This window comes from Candidatus Nanopelagicales bacterium (assembly GCA_041393815.1).
In the GTDB taxonomy this organism is placed as follows: Bacteria; Actinomycetota; Actinomycetes; order S36-B12; family JAWKJK01; genus JAWKJK01.
Window position 1 is genome coordinate 315927 of sequence record JAWKJK010000003.1, and the last position, 17682, is coordinate 333608.

The 17682-nt window shown below is 74.7% G+C and carries 18 protein-coding genes; 14 read left to right on the forward strand and 4 right to left on the reverse strand.

What is annotated here, in order from left to right; translation table 11 throughout:
• Positions 1 to 93 precede the first annotated feature (93 nt).
• From R2737_11130 to R2737_11160, 7 genes are all read left to right on the forward strand, one after another.
• Positions 94 to 1014: an ABC transporter ATP-binding protein gene (locus R2737_11130; GenBank protein MEZ5116810.1), complete on the forward strand. Its 921-nt coding sequence runs from the start codon at positions 94 to 96 to the stop codon at positions 1012 to 1014.
• On the forward strand, positions 1011 to 1838 hold the full coding sequence (locus tag R2737_11135; GenBank protein ID MEZ5116811.1) for an ABC transporter permease: 828 nt from the start codon (positions 1011 to 1013) through the stop codon (positions 1836 to 1838). Before R2737_11130 ends, R2737_11135 begins: the two co-directional genes overlap by 4 nt.
• Positions 1839 to 2078: 240 nt before the next feature.
• A complete protein-coding gene (locus R2737_11140) occupies positions 2079 to 2912 on the forward strand; it encodes a DUF4397 domain-containing protein (GenBank protein ID MEZ5116812.1) in 834 nt (277 codons plus the stop codon).
• A 38-nt stretch (positions 2913 to 2950) separates the two neighbouring features.
• Positions 2951 to 3703, forward strand: a complete 753-nt coding sequence (locus R2737_11145; GenBank protein ID MEZ5116813.1) for a class F sortase — start codon at positions 2951 to 2953, stop codon at positions 3701 to 3703.
• Positions 3700 to 4305, forward strand: coding sequence for a sigma-70 family RNA polymerase sigma factor (locus R2737_11150; GenBank protein ID MEZ5116814.1), 606 nt, complete (start codon positions 3700 to 3702; stop codon positions 4303 to 4305). Before R2737_11145 ends, R2737_11150 begins: the two co-directional genes overlap by 4 nt.
• Positions 4292 to 5065 carry an anti-sigma factor gene (locus R2737_11155; GenBank protein MEZ5116815.1) on the forward strand — a complete coding sequence of 258 codons (774 nt, stop codon included), beginning with the start codon at positions 4292 to 4294 and terminating at the stop codon, positions 5063 to 5065. Before R2737_11150 ends, R2737_11155 begins: the two co-directional genes overlap by 14 nt.
• A gap of 150 nt (positions 5066 to 5215) precedes the next feature.
• Positions 5216 to 6226, forward strand: coding sequence for a COX15/CtaA family protein (locus tag R2737_11160; protein ID MEZ5116816.1), 1011 nt, complete (start codon positions 5216 to 5218; stop codon positions 6224 to 6226).
• Positions 6227 to 6244: 18 nt separating this feature from the next.
• Here R2737_11160 and R2737_11165 read toward each other — a convergent pair whose 3' ends face one another.
• Entirely contained in the window at positions 6245 to 7036 is a 792-nt protein-coding gene (locus R2737_11165; protein ID MEZ5116817.1) for a hypothetical protein, read from the reverse strand.
• 132 nt (positions 7037 to 7168) lie between these two features.
• Between R2737_11165 and R2737_11170 the strand changes: the two genes are divergently transcribed.
• Both R2737_11170 and R2737_11175 read left to right on the forward strand, forming a co-directional pair.
• Complete coding sequence (locus R2737_11170) at positions 7169 to 7855, forward strand: response regulator transcription factor (GenBank protein ID MEZ5116818.1); 687 nt, start codon at positions 7169 to 7171, stop codon at positions 7853 to 7855.
• A 7-nt stretch (positions 7856 to 7862) separates the two neighbouring features.
• Complete coding sequence (locus R2737_11175) at positions 7863 to 9140, forward strand: HAMP domain-containing sensor histidine kinase (protein ID MEZ5116819.1); 1278 nt, start codon at positions 7863 to 7865, stop codon at positions 9138 to 9140.
• 28 nt (positions 9141 to 9168) lie between these two features.
• Here R2737_11175 and R2737_11180 read toward each other — a convergent pair whose 3' ends face one another.
• The gene (locus R2737_11180; GenBank protein ID MEZ5116820.1) at positions 9169 to 10107 is read right to left on the reverse strand and encodes a heme o synthase; all 939 of its coding nucleotides are present in this window, start codon (positions 10105 to 10107) and stop codon (positions 9169 to 9171) included.
• Positions 10108 to 10300: 193 nt separating this feature from the next.
• Here R2737_11180 and tkt point away from each other — a divergent pair, with 193 nt between their 5' ends.
• Genes tkt through pgl form a run of 5 tightly spaced genes read left to right on the forward strand, consistent with a single transcriptional unit; the run spans position 10301 to position 16840 of the window.
• A complete protein-coding gene (tkt, locus tag R2737_11185) occupies positions 10301 to 12379 on the forward strand; it encodes a transketolase (GenBank protein MEZ5116821.1) in 2079 nt (692 codons plus the stop codon).
• A gap of 57 nt (positions 12380 to 12436) precedes the next feature.
• Positions 12437 to 13570, forward strand: a complete 1134-nt coding sequence (tal, locus tag R2737_11190; protein MEZ5116822.1) for a transaldolase — start codon at positions 12437 to 12439, stop codon at positions 13568 to 13570.
• Entirely contained in the window at positions 13567 to 15126 is a 1560-nt protein-coding gene (gene zwf / locus R2737_11195; protein MEZ5116823.1) for a glucose-6-phosphate dehydrogenase, read from the forward strand. Before tal ends, zwf begins: the two co-directional genes overlap by 4 nt.
• The gene (locus tag R2737_11200) at positions 15123 to 16061 is read left to right on the forward strand and encodes a glucose-6-phosphate dehydrogenase assembly protein OpcA (GenBank protein MEZ5116824.1); all 939 of its coding nucleotides are present in this window, start codon (positions 15123 to 15125) and stop codon (positions 16059 to 16061) included. The genes zwf and R2737_11200 overlap by 4 nt, the downstream gene beginning before the upstream one ends.
• The gene (gene pgl / locus R2737_11205) at positions 16058 to 16840 is read left to right on the forward strand and encodes a 6-phosphogluconolactonase (GenBank protein MEZ5116825.1); all 783 of its coding nucleotides are present in this window, start codon (positions 16058 to 16060) and stop codon (positions 16838 to 16840) included. Before R2737_11200 ends, pgl begins: the two co-directional genes overlap by 4 nt.
• 164 nt (positions 16841 to 17004) lie before the next feature.
• Here pgl and R2737_11210 read toward each other — a convergent pair whose 3' ends face one another.
• Positions 17005 to 17340, reverse strand: coding sequence for an RNA polymerase-binding protein RbpA (locus R2737_11210; GenBank protein MEZ5116826.1), 336 nt, complete (start codon positions 17338 to 17340; stop codon positions 17005 to 17007).
• Between the two features lie 103 nt (positions 17341 to 17443).
• Positions 17444 to 17680, reverse strand: coding sequence for a preprotein translocase subunit SecG (gene secG, locus R2737_11215; GenBank protein ID MEZ5116827.1), 237 nt, complete (start codon positions 17678 to 17680; stop codon positions 17444 to 17446).
• Positions 17681 to 17682: the final 2 nt, after the last annotated feature.

The following is a 17682-nucleotide window of genomic DNA, read 5'->3' on the forward strand; positions in this document are numbered from 1 at the left end:
TCCTAAATCGACGGGAGCGCAACCCCCGGGGGGTCGGCGGACGCTGCGGCCCGCGCTCCGAACCGCCGCGTCGGCCTCCCTAGGATCGGCGCCGTGCCCAGTCCCGCCGTCGAGGTCCGCGGCCTGGTGAAGCGGTACGGCGACCTCGTGGCGGTCGACGGCCTGGACCTGACGGTGGACCGGGGCGGTGTCACGGCGGTCCTGGGCCCGAACGGGGCCGGCAAGACCACCACGCTGGAGACCTGCGAGGGCTACCGGACCGCGGACGCCGGCGAGGTGCGGGTGCTGGGTCTCGACCCGCGGGCGGACGCCGCGGCCCTGCACACCCGGGTCGGCGTGATGCTCCAGTCCGGCGGGGTCTACCCGACCGTCCGGGTGGAGCAGGCGTTCCGGCACGCGTCAGCGCTGTACGCCCACCCGCTGGACGTGGACGCGCTGGTGGAGCGGCTGGGCCTGGGCCGGCTGCGGCGGCAGGTGTTCAAGCGGCTGTCCGGCGGGGAGCAGCAGCGGGTCCGACTGGGCCTGGCGCTCGTGGGCCGGCCGGAGCTGGTGTTCCTGGACGAGCCCACGGCCGGGCTGGACCCGCAGGCGCGGCACGCGGTGTGGGACCTGGTCCGGCAGCTTCGGGCCGACGGCGTCACCGTGGTGCTGACGACGCACTACCTGGAGGAGGGCGAGGAGCTCGCCGACCGGGTGGTGATCGTGGACCGCGGCCGGGTCGTCGCGGACGGTGCCCCGGCGGAGCTCACCGCGAACGGGGCGGAGTCGCTGACGTTCTCCGGGCCGATGCACCTGGACCTCGACGGCCTGGTGCGGGCGCTGCCGGAGGGCATCACCGCCGTCGAGGATCCGCCGGGCCGCTACCGGCTGCGCGGACATCTCGACGCGCAGGTGCTCGCCGGAGTGACGGCCTGGTGCGCCCAGCACCGGGTCGAGCCGCGCGACCTGCAGGTGCGACGACGCTCGCTGGAGGACGTGTTCCTGGAGCTGACCGGACGGGAGCTGCGCGCGTGACCGCACCCCCCCTGCCCCCGGACGCCGTTCCACCGGACGGCTCCTCGGCCGGCGCCCCGCCGGCCGGTGCGTACGAACCGTCGCCGGGAGCCTCGTCGCCGTCGCGCCGAGTGCTGGCGCACACCGGACTGGAGCTGTCGCTGCTACTGCGCAACGGCGAGCAGCTGCTGCTCACCCTGGTCATCCCGCTGGTGCTGCTCGTGGGGTTGTCCACCGTCGGGGTCGTGAGCCTGGGCGAGGGGGCCCGGGTGGATCTGGCGACCCCGGGGGTGCTGGCGCTGGCCGTGCTGTCCACCGCCTTCACCGCGCAGGCCATCGCGACCGGGTTCGACCGGCGGTCCGGCGCGCTGCGCTGGCTGGGGTCGACCCCGTTGACGCGCACGGGGCTGCTGGTGGCGAAGACGCTCGCCGTGCTGGCGATCGAGGTGCTGCAGGTCGTCCTGATCGTCGCCGTGGCGCTGCTGCTGGGCTGGACGCCGCGGGGGTCGTGGCTGGCGGTGGCCGTCCTGCTGCTGGCGGGGACGGCGGCGCTCAGCGCGTGGGGCCTGGCGCTGGCCGGCGTGCTCCGGGCCGAGGCGACGCTCGCGGTGGCGAACGGGGTGTTCCTGCTGCTGCTGCTCGCCGGCGGGACGGTGATCCCGTTGGACCGCCTGCCCGACGGGCTGGCCGCCGTGGTCCAGTGGCTGCCGACGGCCGCGCTCGGGGACGCGCTGCGGGACGTGCTGGTGGCCGGCGCCGCGCTGCCCTGGTCCGCGGTGGCGATCCTGCTGGGCTGGGCCGGCGCCGGCGCCCTGGTGGTGGCCCGCACCTTCCGCTGGACCTGACCCCGCTCCCCCACCACCCCCCTCCAGCTCGTTGTGGTGCCGGTTGCGTGCGCTGTAGCGCACGCAACCGGCACCACAACGTGGTTGAGGCGAGAGCGAGGGGGGTGAGGGCGGGCGGGAAGTTGTTCGTAGGTTGTGCATCCGGTCGCAGGGCTGCGGCGGAAGGACGGGGTGAGACGCCGCTCCACCGGGGGCGGTGCCAGCTCCGGCCCCGCGCCGGCCCGACCGAAAGGCACCGACGTGAACCGTCGCACCCGCACCGCCCTGGGCGCCGCCGCCGCGCTCAGCCTGCCCGCCGCCCTTCTGATCGCCGCCACCCCGGCGCAGGCCGCCGAGGACGCCACCGTGTCCGTGCTGCACGGCATCCCCGCCGGCAACGGCGCCGACGTGGTGGACATCTACGCCGGGGACGCCGAGCTGCTCGCCGACGTCGAGCCCGGCGACCTGGCCACGCTGGAGGTGCCGGCCGGCTCGTACGACCTGGCCGTGTACGCCGACGGTGACGCCCCCGGTTCCGGCGACCCGCTGCTGTCGGCGGACGGCGTGGAGGTCCCCGCGGGCGCCAACGCGACCGTCACGGCGAACCTCGACGCCGACGGCGCCCCGACGCTCAACGTCTTCGTCAACGACACCGCGTCCGTCGCTGCGGGCGAGGCCCGGCTCGTGGTCCGCCACGTGGCCGCCGCACCGGCCGTGGACGTGCGCGCCAACGGCGACGTGCTGTTCTCCGACCTCACCAACCCCAACGAGGCCACCGCCGACGTGCCCGCCGCGTCGTACGAGGCCGACGTCGTCCTGGCGGGCACGGACACCGTGGCCATCGGTCCCGCCACCGTCGACCTCGCCGAGGGTACGAGCACCATCGTGTACGCCTGGGGCTCGGCCGAGGCCGGCGACCTGGCGCTCGCCGTCCAGACCATCGACGGCCTCGGCAGCGCGCCTGCCGGGGTGCCCGCCGGTGACGGTTCGCTGGCCGGCGGCTCGAGCGGCGTGCCCGCCTGGACCCTGGCGCTGATGGCCCTCGCCGCGATCGGCGTCGTCGGCGCCGGCGCCCGGCTGGCCGTCCGGGCCTGACCCACCGCCGGACCGCCGCGACCCCATCGGAGTCCGCGATGACCCCCCGCCCCGCTCTGCTCGTCCTGGGCGCCAGCCTGCTCACGCTGGTGGCCGCCCTGGTCATGGCTGCGTCGGCGGGGGGCGTCGCGCAGTCGACGGCCGCCGAGGTGCGGTCCGTCGGGGCCCGACCGCAGGCCGCCGACGCCGCCTCCTCGTCGGGCCCCTCGGCGAACCAGGGCGGGTCCGACCGCGGGGCGACGACCTCGGCACGTCCCTCGCCCCCCGTGCGGGTGGTCCGCGGCCCCGGGCCGGCCAACCCGGCTCAGGCAGCGGGGAACCGGGTCGGGTCGCGCCCGGTGCTCGTCCGAATCCCCCGACTCGGGGTCACGGCGGAGGTCGTCCCCGTCGGCGTGACCCCCGACGGGCAGGTGCGCGTTCCCGACGACGTGGCCCGGGTCGGGTGGTATCGGTTCGGGCCCACCCCGGGCGCCTCCCGCGGCTCCACCGTGCTCGTCGGCCACCGCGACGGCCTGGGCCAGGGGGAAGGCGCGCTGTACGGCCTCGGGGGCGCCGACGTGGGCGACCGCGTGCTCGTGACCCGGTCCGACGGCCGGGTGGTCCGCTACCGCGTCGTGGCGCGGGAGGCGCTGGACAAGGCCGGACTGCCGGTCCGCGAGCTGTTCGCCCGCAGCGGCCAGCACCGGCTGACCGTCATCACCTGCGGTGGCGCGTACGACGCACAGGCCGGAGGCTACGTGCAGAACGTCGTGGTGACCGCCGTACCCGACCCAGACGGAGGACGATCGTGACCGAGCCGTACCGGACCGGGACAGCGGTGCTGCCGCCGGCCGTACCGAGCCCGCGCGACGGCGCCGTCGACGACCTGGCCGCGCGCTTCGTGGCCGGGGACGAGGACGCCCTGGCGGAGGCGTACCAGCGCTGGTCGGCGCTGGTACACACCGTGGCGCTGCGCAGCCTCGGCGACGCCGAGGACGCGGCGGACGTGACCCAGATGACGTTCGTGGCCGCGTGGCGGGGGCGCGACACGTACCGCTCCGAGCGCGGGTCGCTGTCCGGCTGGCTGATGGGGATCGCCAAGCGCAAGATCGCCGACCGGTGGGAGGCCCGCAGCCGGGACCGCCGGATCGTCGACAGCGTGGCGCACCGGCTGCCGCCCGACCCCGTCGCGGCGCCCGTGGACGGCGTGGCGGACCGGGTGGTGCTGGCCGACGAGCTGGCGAGACTGGGCCAGCCGCAGGCCCGCATCATGGAGCTCGCGTTCTACCAGGACCTGACGCACACCCAGATCGCCAGCGTGCTCGACCTTCCGCTGGGCACCGTGAAGAGCCACATCCGGCGCTCCCTAGAGCGCCTGCGCACCCGACTGGAGGTGGACCGTGTCGCAGGCTGACGGAACCGCCGCCATCCCCGTCGGGGGCCACCCCGACCCCGCCGACCTGGCCCTGCGCGCGCTCGGCGAGCGCGTGGGAGGGGACGCCCTGGACGCGCACCTCGCGACCTGTGTGCAGTGCCAGACGGAGGTCGACCAGCTCGCGGCGGTCGCGTCGACGGCACGCTCGGCGACCCCCGACGACCGGCCGGTGGACCCGCCCGCGCACGTGTGGGACGCCGTACGACGTGAGGTCGACGCCGACCGGGCCGCCGTGGTGTCCATCGACGCCCTGCGCCGTCAGCGGCGACGCACCTGGATCGTGGGCCTGGCCGCCGCCAGCGTCGGTCTCGTCCTCGGGGGCGTCGCGGTGTCGGCACTGGGAATCGGCGGGGCCTCCGCCGGCGACCCCGTGGCCGGTGGTGCCTCGACGTCCGCCGCGCCCGCAGTCGTCGTGGCGTCGGCCTCCCTGGAACCGCTGCCCGGCTCCCCCGCGCACGGCGAGGCCGTCGTGGAGCGCGACGGGAACGCCGAGACCGTACGGGTCGACGTGACCGGGCTGCCCGCGGCCGACGGGTTCTACGAGGTGTGGCTGCTGTCGGCCGACGCCCAGCGGATGATCGCGCTGGGGACCCTCGCCCCGGGCGTCGCCGCGACCTTCTCGCTGCCCGCGGGCCTGTCCCTGGACGACTTCCCGGTCGTCGACGTGTCGCTCGAGGGCTGGGAGGGCGACCCCGGGCACTCCGGGGACAGCCTGGTCCGCGGCACCCTGTCCGTTTGACGTTCCGCCCCGCGGCCACTCCTCCTCGACCTACCCCGCCGTGTGGTGCCGGTTGCGTGAGCCGCAGCTCACGCAACCGGCACCACAGGCGGGGGTGGCGGGGCGGGCTGGCGGGGGCGGGGACCTTCGGCCCCTCGTACGATCGGCGCCATGACCGCGACCCCCGACGCCACGTCGCTCGGCGTCCCCGCCGAGGCACCGCCGACGTCGGGCACCGACGGCCGGGCCGCCGGGTGGGTGCGTGGGGTCTACGTCGCCAACCTGGTCGCGCAGACCGGGATCGTCCTGACGGGCGGCCTGGTGCGCGTGACCGGGTCCGGGCTGGGGTGCCCGACCTGGCCCGAGTGCGTCGAGGGCTCGATCGCCCCCACGTCCGCGCAGACGGAGGGTTTCCACAAGTTCATCGAGTTCGGCAACCGGACCCTGACCGGCGTGCTCGGCCTGCTCGCCCTCGCGGCGTTGGTCGCCGCGGTGCTCGACGGCCGCCGCCGGGTCCGGGCCGGGCTGCTGCGGCGCGGGCCGCTGCTCGCGCTGGCCGCCATCCCGCTGCTGGGCACCGTCGCGCAGGCCGTCCTGGGCGGGATCACCGTGCTCACCGGGCTCAACCCGGTCATCGTCGCCGGTCACTTCCTGCTCTCCATGGCGATCATCGGCGGGTGCGTGGTGCTGGTGCAGCGCGCCGGGGAGCCCGGTGACCGCCCGCTGGTGTGGATCGTGCGTCCGGAGGTGCGCTGGCTGGGCTGGCTGCTGGTCGCGGTCGGCGCGGTGACGCTGGTCCTGGGCACCGTGGTCACCGGCTCGGGTCCGCATTCGGGCGACTCCGGGGCCGACTCGCGGCTGCCCTTCGACCCGCGCACGGTGTCCTGGCTGCACGCCGACGTCGTCCTGCTGTTCCTCGGGCTGGTCGCCGGGATGGTGCTCGCACTGCGGCTCGTCGACGCGCCGTCGGCGGCGCGCCGCCGCGGGTGGTGGCTGGTCGGGGCGGTGCTCCTGCAGGGCTTCCTGGGCTACCTGCAGTACTTCACCGGGCTGCCCTGGCCGGTCGTCGCCGCGCACATGCTCGGCGCCTGCCTGGTCTGGATCGCGGTGGTACGGCTGCAGCTCGGTCTGCGCACCCGTGGGCAGTCGACCGGTCAGGCTCCACGCGTCCCCGCAGCCTGAGTCACGCGGACCGGGGGGTCAGCCCTCGTGCCGGTCCGAGCTGTTCGACGAACTCGTGGTCGGGCTGCTGGACGCGGAGCGGGTCGGCCCGTCGCTGCTGGAGGACCAGCCGCTGGAGGATGACGACGCGGCACCCGACGCCGCCAGGTCCTCGGGACGCTCGGTCTTCGTGGGCTTGGCGTCGTGCTCCGACTCCGGGGACGACCCGGTGGTGCTGCCCTCGGGTCGGGCCGAGCTCGACGACTCGGGTCGGCTGGGCCGGTCCTCCTCGTCGTCGTCGGAGTCGGAGTGGTCCGATCCGTGCGTGCTGCTGGACGACGTGCTCGGCCGGGGAGTCCGCGACGGGGTCGAGCTGCTCGGGCGGGTGGTGGAGGACGAGTGCGAGTCGGAGTTCTCCGTGCGGCCCCCGTCGCCGGAGTCGCCGTCGTGGGAGCTCCCGCCGTCGCTCGCGGACGACCCACCGCCGCTGGTGCCTCGTGTCGTGGCCGGCGCCGGCGCGTCGTCGTCCCCGCCCTCCTCGCCCTCGTCCCCCGACTCGTCCGAGGACTCGGGCTTCGGGGTGCGGGTGGCCGACGTGGACACGTCGTCGAGCAGGTCCTCCGCCTCCGACTCGTCGTCGGCGGGGACGACCAACGGCCCGGGGAGGGGAGCGTCGCCTCGCAGGGCCGCGTCCACCTGCTCCTGCGACAGGACCTGCACCGGACCGTCCTCCACGGCCGCGCTCGCGGCGGCCACGGCGGCCGTGCTCACGCCTGCCGCCACGACGGCCGCAGCGGCCCACAGCGCGACCAGCCCGGAAGTCCTCATCACCGGACCAGTGTCTCCCAGACCCCCGCCGCCGCGAACTAAGGCGGTGCTAAGGGCAGATCATGCGTGCGACGACACATGCTTCCCGCGGGTCGCGGTCCGCCCCGGGAGCCGTCTCGGCGCTACCGTGCGGACGTGGCGACGCTGCTCCTGGTCGAGGACGACCCCGGCATCCGGTCCGCGCTCATCCGCGCGCTGTCCGAGCGCGGGCACGTGGTGTCGTCCGCGCCGGACGCGATGACCGGGCTGCAGGAGGCCCTGGCCCAGGGGCCGGACCTGGTGATCCTCGACCTCGGTCTCCCGGACCTCGACGGAGTGGAGCTGCTGCGGATGCTCCGGGCCGTCAGCGAGGTCCCGGTGATCGTCGCCACCGCCCGGGACGACGACGCGCAGGTGGTGCGCGCACTCGACGCGGGCGCGGACGACTACGTCGTGAAGCCGTTCTCCGCGGCCACCATGGACGCCCGGATCCGGGCCGTCCTGCGTCGGCTGCAGACCGTCGACGACCCGTCGGCCGGGGTCGTCCGGGTGGGTGACCTGCGCATCGACGTCCGGGCCCGGGAGGCCTACCTCCGGGACGAGTTGCTCGAGCTGAGTCCGCGCGAGTTCGACCTGCTCGCCTACCTCGCGTCGCGACCCGGCGAGGTCGTCACCAAGCGGGAGCTGCTCGCCGAGGTGTGGCGGCTGCCGTACGGGGGGACGGACAAGACCGTGGACGTCCATCTGTCGTGGCTGCGGCGCAAGCTCGGGGAGACGGCCCAGCAGCCGCGGTTCCTGGTCACGGTGCGCGGGGTCGGGGTCAAGCTGGTCGAGCCGAGGTGACCCACCGGTGACCCGCCGCATCCTGCTGACCCTCACCGCCTCGGTCCTGCTCGTCCTGATCGCGTTCCTGGTCCCGCTGTGGGTGTACCTCGACAACTTCGCCCAGGACCGCGCCCAGCGGCAGGCGGTGCTGCAGGTCCAGCCCCTCGTCGCCGCGGTCGCCGTCGTCCCGCAGGCCGACGCCGGCGCCCTGATCGCCGACTTCGAGGCCACCAGCGGCCACGCCACCACCGTCTACTACGCGGACGGCAGCATCGTGGGCACACAGGTCCCCGCGGACGCGGCCGTCGACCTCGCCCGCCGCGGCGGCGCGTTCTTCACCGACGTTCCCGGCGGACGCTCCCTGTTGGCCCCGGTGGCCGGTGCACCGGGCGGCACCGCGGTCATCCGGATGACCGTCAGCGACGAGTTCCTGGCGGGCAACGCGGCCACGGTCCGGCTGATTCTGCTCGGCCTCGGGGTCGTCCTGCTCGCCCTGGCCGTCTTCCTGGGACTGCTGCTGTCCCGATCCTTCCTGACCCCCATCCGGGAGGTGTCCGACGTAGCCCAGGCCCTCGCGTCGGGGGACCTCAGCGCCCGGGTCACTCCGGCCGGGCCGCCGGAGATCCGCGCCATCGGGGTGGAGCTGAACCGGCTGGCCGCCCGCGTCACCGAGCTGCTGCGCGGCGAGCGGGAGAACGTCGCCGACCTCGCCCACCGGCTGCGCACGCCCGTCACCGCTCTGCGCCTCGATGTCGACTCCCTGTCCGAGCCCGAGGAGCGGGACCGCGTCAGCAGCGACGTGGACCGGCTCGAACGGATGGTGGACGAGGTCATCCGCGAGGCCCGCCGACCGGTGCGCGAGGGCGCGGGGGCGCGCTGCGACGCCACCAGCGTCGTCCGGGACCGGATCGAGTTCTGGCGCGTCCTGGCGGAGGACCAGGGCCGGCGGCTGACGACCCTCGTGCCGGACCTGGACCTGCCGGTCCGGGTCGACCCCGCGGACCTCGGCGATGCGCTCGACGCCCTGCTCGGGAACGTGTTCGCCCATACCCCGGACGGGACCGGCTTCGCCGTCGAGGTGCGGCCGAGGTCGTCCGGCGGCGCCGTGGTCACCGTCGCCGACGACGGGCCCGGGCTTCCCGACGACGCGGTGCTGCGCGGTCGCTCCGGCACCGGGTCCACCGGCCTCGGCCTCGACATCGCGCGCCGCACCGCCGAGTCCAGCGGAGGCCTGCTGCGGATCGAACGCTCCCCCGCCGGAGGTGCCCGGGTGATGCTGGAGCTCGGCGCCCCGTCGGTCTGACCCGGGCCTCCCCGCGGCGGCGGGGCGCCTAGAAGGGCAGCAGCGGGTCGATCGCGACCGCGAGGAACAGCAGCGCCAGGTAGGTGATCGACCCGTGGAACAGCCGCATCGGACGCACGTCGCGCACCCCGCGCCGCACCCGCAGCCACAGCGCGTAGGCCTCCACCAGGAAGCCCGCGCCCAGGACCGCCGCCACGACGGCGTAGAACCAGCCCATCGGGGCCACCGGGACGAGCACCAGCGACGCCGCGACCATCACCCAGGTGTAGGCCACGATGTGTCGCGCCACCGTGCGCGGCTCCTCGACGACGGGCAGCATCGGCACGCCGGCCGCCGCGTAGTCCTCCTTGAACCGCAGCGACAGCGGCCAGTAGTGCGGCGGGGTCCAGAAGAAGATCACGGCGAACAGCACGACCGGGGTCCACGACAGCGACCCGGTCACCGCGGACCAGCCGATGAGCACCGGCATGCACCCGGCCGCGCCGCCCCACACGATGTTCTGCGGCGTGCGGCGCTTGAGCAGCAGGGTGTAGACGCAGACGTAGAACAGGATCGCGGCGGCGGCGAGCACGGCCGCCAGCAGGTTCGTGGTGATCGCCAGGAACACGACCGACGCCACCGACAGCACCAGCCCGAAGACCAGCGCGGCCCGTGGCGTCACGTCCCCGGTGACCAGCGGTCGCTGCCCGGTGCGCACCATCACCACGTCGATGTCGCGGTCGAGGTACGAGTTCAGGGTGTTGGCACCCGCAGCGGCCAGCGCGCCGCCGACCAGCGTGACCAGGACCGTCATCGCCGGCGGCAGGCCCCCGGCGGCGAGGAACATCGTCGGGACGGTCGTGACCAGCAGCAGCTCGATGATGCGCGGCTTGGTGAGCGCGACGTACGCCCGCACGGTCGCGGCGACCCCCCGGCGCGAGGACCCGGCGGCGCGCGGCGCGGCGATCCGGGGCTCGGCGGCGGTCACGGACACCTCGGTCGGGTCGGCGGGCGTGGGCGGGCACGCGCGGCGGTCGGTGGTCCGGCGCACGGCGCCGGCGGGACGCGGGTGAGTCTACTCGGCGGACCCCCGACCCCGGTCCCTGCCTCGCTAGGCTGCCAAGGACGGGCGGCCGACGCCCGCGGATCCCGCCCGACCCCCGTAGCCGTAAGGACGCGCCGTGACCTCGCAGCTGGACTGGACCGACCTGGACACCCGCGCCGTGGACACCGCCCGGGTGCTGGCGATGGATGCGGTGCAGAAGGTCGGCAACGGCCACCCCGGGACCGCCATGAGCCTGGCGCCGGCCGCCTACCTGCTCTTCCAGCGGTTCCTCCGGCACGACCCGGCCGACCCGGGCTGGCTCGGGCGGGACCGGTTCGTGCTGTCGTGCGGCCACTCCAGCCTCACGCTCTACACCCAGCTGTACCTGTCCGGCTACGGCCTGGAGCTGTCCGACCTGGAGTCGTTCCGCACCTGGGGCAGCCTGACGCCCGGTCACCCCGAGCACGGGCACACCGTGGGGGTCGAGACCACCACGGGCCCGCTCGGCCAGGGGCTCGCCACCGCCGTGGGCATGGCGTACGCCCAGCGCTTCGAGCGCGGCCTGTTCGACCCGCACGCCGCCCCCGGCACCAGCCCCTTCGACTACCGGGTCTGGGTCATCGCCTCCGACGGCGATCTCGAGGAGGGCGTCACCTCCGAGGCCTCGTCCCTGGCGGGGACGCAGAAGCTGGGCAACCTGTGCGTCATCTGGGACGACAACCGGATCTCGATCGAGGACGACACCGCGATCGCGTTCACCGAGAACGTGCTGGAGCGGTACGCCGCGTACGGCTGGCGGACGCTCAGCGTCGACCTGGGCCCGGACGGGGCGGTGGACGTCGGCGCCCTCGCCGCCGCGCTGGAGGAGGCCCGGGCCGAGCACGAGCGCCCCACGTTCATCCGGCTGCGCACGATCATCGGCTGGCCGGCGCCCACGAAGCAGAACACCTACCAGGCGCACGGCTCGGCGCTGGGTCCCGACGAGGTGGCGGCGACCAAGCGGGAGCTGGGCTTCGACCCGGAGCGCTCGTTCGACGTGGCCGACGAGGTCCTCGCCCACGCCCGCCGGGTGAAGGAGCGGGGCGAGCAGCTGCGCGCGGAGTGGGAGGGGGGCTACCAGCGGTGGCGGGAGGCCCAGCCCGACCGGGCGCGGCTGCTGGACCGGATCCGCTCCGGTGAGCTGCCGCAGATCGACCTGCCCTCGTTCGAGCCGGGGTCGAGCATCGCGACCCGCAAGGCGTCCGGTGCCGTCATCCAGTCCATCGCGGCGGCCCTGCCGGAGTTCATCGGCGGGTCCGCGGACCTGGCCGAGTCGAACCTGACGACGATCGAGGGCGCGGCGTCCTTCCTGCCGCCCGACACGCGGGTCAAGGGCAACAGCCCGTTCGCGGGCGCCCAGTCGCCGTACGGCCGGGTCCTGCACTTCGGCATCCGCGAGCACGCGATGGGCTCGATCCTGAACGGGATGGCCCTGTCCGGGCTGTGCCGGCCGTTCGGTGGCACCTTCCTGGTCTTCAGCGACTACATGCGCGGGGCCGTCCGGATCGCGGCGCTGATGCAGACGGGCGTGACGTACGTCTGGACCCACGACTCGATCGGCCTGGGCGAGGACGGCCCGACGCACCAGCCGGTCGAGCACCTGTGGGCCCTGCGCGCCATCCCGGGCCTGTCGATCGTGCGACCCGCCGACGCCACCGAGACCGCGGCCGCATGGCTGGAGGTCCTGCGCCGGCGGACCCCCGCCGGGCTGTGCCTGACCCGGCAGGGCGTGCCGACGCTCGACCGCAGCAGCCTCGGCGGGACCGAGGGGGTGGCCCGCGGCGCCTACGTGCTCGCCGACGCCGAGGGCGGTGACCCGCAGGTCGTCCTCATCGGGACGGGCTCGGAAGTTTCCCTGTGCCTGGCCGCGCGGGACCTGCTCGCCGCCGACGGGATCCGCGCGCGCGTGGTGTCCGCCCCCTGCCTGGAGTGGTTCGAGCAGCAGGACGCGTCCTACCGGGACTCGGTGCTGCCGCCCGGCGTGCGGGCGCGGGTGTCGGTGGAGGCCGGTATCGCGCAGGGCTGGTGGAAGTACGTCGGCGACGCGGGCCGGTGCGTGTCGCTGGAGCACTTCGGTGCCTCCGCGGACGCCGCCCTGCTGTTCCGCGAGTTCGGCTTCACCCCCGAGGCGGTCGCGTCGGCGGCGCGGGAGTCGCTGGCGGCCGCAGGGGGGTGAGCGACTGCCCGGCGGGACGGGCCGAGTCCCACTAGGGTCCCAGGTGAGGGAGGAACCATGACGAACTCGCCCGACCGCCTCGCCGAGCTGTCCGACGCCGGTGTCTCCATCTGGCTGGACGACCTGGACCGCACCCGCATCGAGTCCGGCGGCCTGGCCGCGCTCATGCGCGACGACCACGTCGTCGGCGTGACCACGAACCCGACCATCTTCGACAAGGCGATCTCGTCCGGCGCCGCGGCGTACGCCGACCAGGTCGCCGCCCTCGCCGCCGCCGGCGAGGACGTCGACGCCGCGGTCCGCGCGATGACCAGCGACGACGTGCGCGCGGCGTGCGACGTCATGCGCCCGGCCTGGGAGGCGTTCGGCGGCCGTGACGGCCGGGTGTCCATCGAGGTGGATCCGCGGCTGGCCCGGGACACCGAGGGAACCGTCGAGCAGGCCGTCGCCCTGTGGCACCTGGTGGACCGGCCCAACCTGCTGATCAAGATCCCGGCGACCGTCGAGGGCCTGCCGGCCATCACCCGGGTCGTGGGGCAGGGCATCTGCGTCAACGTGACGCTCATCTTCAGCATCGAGCGCTACCGCGGAGTCATCGAGGCCTGGCTGTCCGGTCTGGAGGTCGCTCGCGACGCGGGCATCGACCTGGCCACGATCCACTCGGTGGCGTCCTTCTTCGTGTCCCGTGTCGACACCGAGGTGGACAAGCGACTCGACGCCCTCGGCACCCCGCAGGCCGCGGAGCTGCGCGGCAAGGCGGCCATCGCGAACGCGCGGCTGGCCTGGGCCGCGTTCGAGGAGGCGCTGGCCACGGACCGCTGGGCCGACCTGCGGCTGGCGGGGGCACACCCGCAGCGCCCGCTGTGGGCCTCCACCGGGGTCAAGGACCCGACGTACGACGACACCCGCTACGTCGTCGACCTCGTCGTCGACGGCTGCGTCAACACCATGCCGGAACCGACGCTGCGGGCCGTGGCCGACCACGGCGAGATCCGCGGAGACACGGTCACCGGGACCGCCGCCGAGTCCGCCGCGGTGTGGTCGGGGCTGGAGTCCCTCGGCGTGTCCGAGCTCGACGTGGTCACGGTCCTGGAGGACGAGGGGGTGACCAAGTTCGTCGACTCGTGGACGCAGCTGCTGGGCACCGTGCAGAAGGCCCTCGACGACGCCCGGCCCGGGTCCGGCGGATGATCGACTCGTACCTGTCCCCGGCGGCGCCCCCGGGGTCGGCGAACCCGCTGCGCGACGTCCGCGACCGGCGGCTGCCCCGGGTGGCGGGGCCGTCGGGCATGGTGCTGCTCGGCGTCACCGGTGACCTGTCGCGCAAGAAGGTCATGCCGGCCATCTACGACCTGGCCAACCGCGGGCTGCTGCCCCCGGCGTTCGCGCTGGTGGGGTTCGCCCGACGAGACTGGGAGACCGAGGACTTCGCCCAGGTCGTGCACGACGCGGTCCGCGAGCACGCCCGGACGCCGTTCCGCGAGGAGGTCTGGACCCAGCTGTCCAAGGGGCTGCGGTTCGTCGAGGGCGACCTGTCCGATCCGGCCGCGTTCGACCGGCTCAGCGACGTCGTGGCCGAGCTGGACCGGGAGCGCGGCACCCAGGGCAACCACGCGTTCTACCTGTCCATCCCGCCGGGGCTGTTCCCCGTGGTGATCGAGCAGCTGAAGCGCTCCGGCCTGTCGCAGTCCGCCGAGGGCGCGTGGCGACGGGTCGTCATCGAGAAGCCGTTCGGGCACGACCTGAAGAGCGCCGAGGAGCTCAACCGCGTCGTGGGCGAGGTGTTCGACAGCGGGTCGGTGTTCCGGATCGACCACTACCTGGGCAAGGAGACGGTCCAGAACATCCTCGCGGTGCGCTTCGCCAACGAGATGTTCGAGCCGCTGTGGAACAACAACTTCGTCGACAACGTGCAGATCACGATGGCCGAGGACATCGGGATCGGCGGCCGGGCGGGCTACTACGACGGGATCGGCGCGGCCCGTGACGTCATCCAGAACCACCTGCTGCAACTGCTCGCACTGTGCGCGATGGAGGAGCCGGTCTCGTTCACGCCCGACGCGGTGCGGATCGAGAAGGAGAAGGTCCTCGCTGCGGTCCGCGTCCCCACCGACATCGACGCCCAGACGGCGCGCGGCCAGTACGCGGCCGGCTGGCAGGGCGGGGTGCCGGTCAAGGGCTACCTGGAGGAGGACGGCATCCCGGCGGACTCCATCACCGAGACGTTCGCGGCGATCCGGCTCGGGATCGACAGCCGGCGGTGGGCCGGCGTCCCGTTCTACCTGCGCACCGGGAAGCGGCTCGGGCGGCGGGTGACCGAGGTGGCCGTGGTGTTCCGGCGCGCGCCGCACCTGCCGTTCGCCTCGTCGGCAGTGGAGGAGCTGTCCAACAACGCGATGGTCTTCCGGATCCAGCCGGACGAGGGCATCACGGTGCGGTTCGGCTCGAAGGTCCCCGGCACGACCACCCTGGAGGTCCGCGACGTCAACATGGACTTCCAGTACGGCGACTCGTTCGTGGAGAGCAGCCCGGAGGCGTACGAGCGCCTCATCCTCGACGTGCTCCTGGGGGACCCGCCGCTGTTCCCCCGGCACGAGGAGGTCGAGCTGTCCTGGAAGATCCTCGACCCGATCCTGGACCACTGGGCCGGCCAGGGGCAGCCGGAGCAGTACCACTCCGGCGGCTGGGGGCCCCGGTCGGCGTACGACATCGTCGCCCGCGACGGACGGCACTGGAGGCGGCCGTGATCCGGCTCGACGACACCACCGGCAACGCGGTGGCCGCCGCCATCGCCTCGGAGCGGCACCGGATGGGCTCCCCCACGACCGGCATGGTCCTGACCCTGCTGATCCTGGCCGACGAGAGCACCCAGGCAGACGCCACCCGGGCCGCCATGGTCGCGGCCCGGGAGCATCCCATGCGGATCCTCACCGTGATCCCGAGGCCCGGCCGGGAGCCGCACCGGCTCGACGCAGAGGTTGCCGTCGGAGGCGAGGACGGACCCGGGGAGGTCGCGGTGCTCCGGCTGAGAGGGGACCTGGCCGAGCACGCGGGCTCGGTCTGCATCCCGCTGCTGCTGTCCGACACTCCGGTCGTGGCCTGGTGGCCGACGGATCCTCCCCCGGTCCCGGCCGACGACCCCATCGGCGTGCACGCCCAGCGGCGGATCACCGACGCCGCATTCGCAGGCGACCCGCGCCAGGCCCTGGCGGCGCGGCGCGACGGCTACCAGCCCGGCGACACCGATCTGGCGTGGACCCGACTGACGCCCTGGCGGACGGTGCTGGCGGCCATGTTCGACCAGCCGACCGAACCGGTGACCGGCGGCAGCATCCTGGCGGAGTCCGGCAACGCCAGCGCACTGCTGATGGCCTCGTGGCTGCAGGACCGGCTCGGAGTCCCGATCGATCTGGTGGACGACGACGGCCCCGGGCTGACCTCGGTCACCCTCACGACCGCCGACGGTGACCTCGTCGTCGACCGGGCCGACGGTCGCGTGGCGGTGCTGCGTCGCCCGGGGCAGCCGGACTCGCACGTCGCGCTCCCCCGCCGCGAGCTGCACGAGCTGATCGCGGAGGAGCTGCGCCGTCTCGACCCCGACGACGTCTACGCCGAGGCCCTGGACTCGCTGGACCTGCGCGGGCCACGGGTCCGTCGGGCCGCCGGTGAGGCGGGCGGATGAGCACGCCGCAGGTCCTGGTCCACCGCGACGCGGCGACCCTCGCGGCCGCGGTCGCGGCCCGGCTCATCACCCGGATGGTCGACGCGCAGTCCGCCCGCGGGTCGGCCTCCGTCGTCCTGACCGGAGGTGGCATCGGGACCGCCTCGCTTGCCGCGGTCCGCGACTGCGGCGCCTGCGACGCCGTGGACTGGGAGCGGGTCGACGTGTGGTGGGGCGACGAGCGCTTCCTGCCCGAGGGCGACGCCGAGCGCAACGAGACCGGGGCCCGTGCCGCGCTGCTCGACCACGTCCCGGTGGACCCCGTCCGGGTGCACGCGATGCCCGCCTCGGACGGACCCGACGGCGACGACCCCGAGGCGGCGGCCGAGCGCTACGCCGCGGCGCTGGCCGCTGCGGCGGGGCCGGAGGACCACGGGCCGGTCCCGCGCTTCGACGTGCTCATGCTCGGGGTCGGTCCGGATGCGCACGTCGCCTCCCTGTTCCCCGAGCTGCCGGCGCTGCACGACACCCGGCCGGTGGTGGCGGTCCGCGGCGCGCCCAAGCCGCCCCCGACCCGGCTGTCGCTGACGCTGCCGAGCATCCGGACGGCGCGCGAGGTGTGGCTCATCGCGGCGGGCGCGGAGAAGGCGCCGGCGATGCGGCTGGCGCTCACCGACGGAGCCGGGCCGGTGCAGGTGCCGGCCGCCGGGGCGCGCGGCACCGCGCGGACGCTGGTGCTGCTCGACGAGGCGGCCGCGTCGCGGCTGCCGCGCGGGCTGGCCCGACCGGCGTCACCCTGACCGGCGTCACCCTGACCGGCCGCGCCCTGACCGCTCCCGCGCGGACCTCGCACCCGCGGCAGTGGGACAGCACGACGCCCGCACCGGGATCGGTGCGGGCGTGGCGTGGCGTGGCGTGGCTGCTGGGGCTGCGGCGCCCGGCCGTGGGGCTGTCGGTCGGTCCGTCAGAACCGGCGGTTGAGCCGGTCCAGCGCCTCGGCAAGGATGGCCTCGCCGTCGGAGTCGCTGCGGCGCTCCTTCACGTAGGCCAGGTGAGTCTTGTAGGGCTCGATCTTGGGCGGGGCCGGCGGGTTCTCGGCGTCCTGGCTGGCCGGGTAGCCGCAGCGCGGGCAGTCCCAGCTGTCCGGCACCGCGGCGTCGGCCGCGAAGCTCGGCCGCGTCTCGTGCCCGTTGGCACACCAGAACGACACCCAGACGCGGGGCGCGGCCTCGCCGCGCTCCGCCTCGCCCATGGGTCCAGCCCCGACACGGCTGCCCCGGATGGCGCTGCCTCCGGCCACGGACCGCCTCCCGTCCCGCCGGTGCTCCCCAGCACCGGCCCCTGATGAGTGCCTGCAGTGTAGGTGGCGCTCGCCGGCGGCACCGGCGGCCCCTCCGAACGGGTCAGCCCCCGTTGGCCACCAACAGCCCGACCGAGATGATCGCGGCGGCCCAGATGAGCCCGAGCCCGACCGTGATCCGGTCCAGGTTGCGCTCGGCGACGGACGAGCCGCCGACCGACGAGCTCACGCCGCCGCCGAACATGTCGCTGAGTCCGCCACCCTTGCCGCGGTGCAGCAGGATCAGGATCACCAGCAGGACGCTGGTGATGATCAGGATGATGGACAGGATGACGGTCAGCA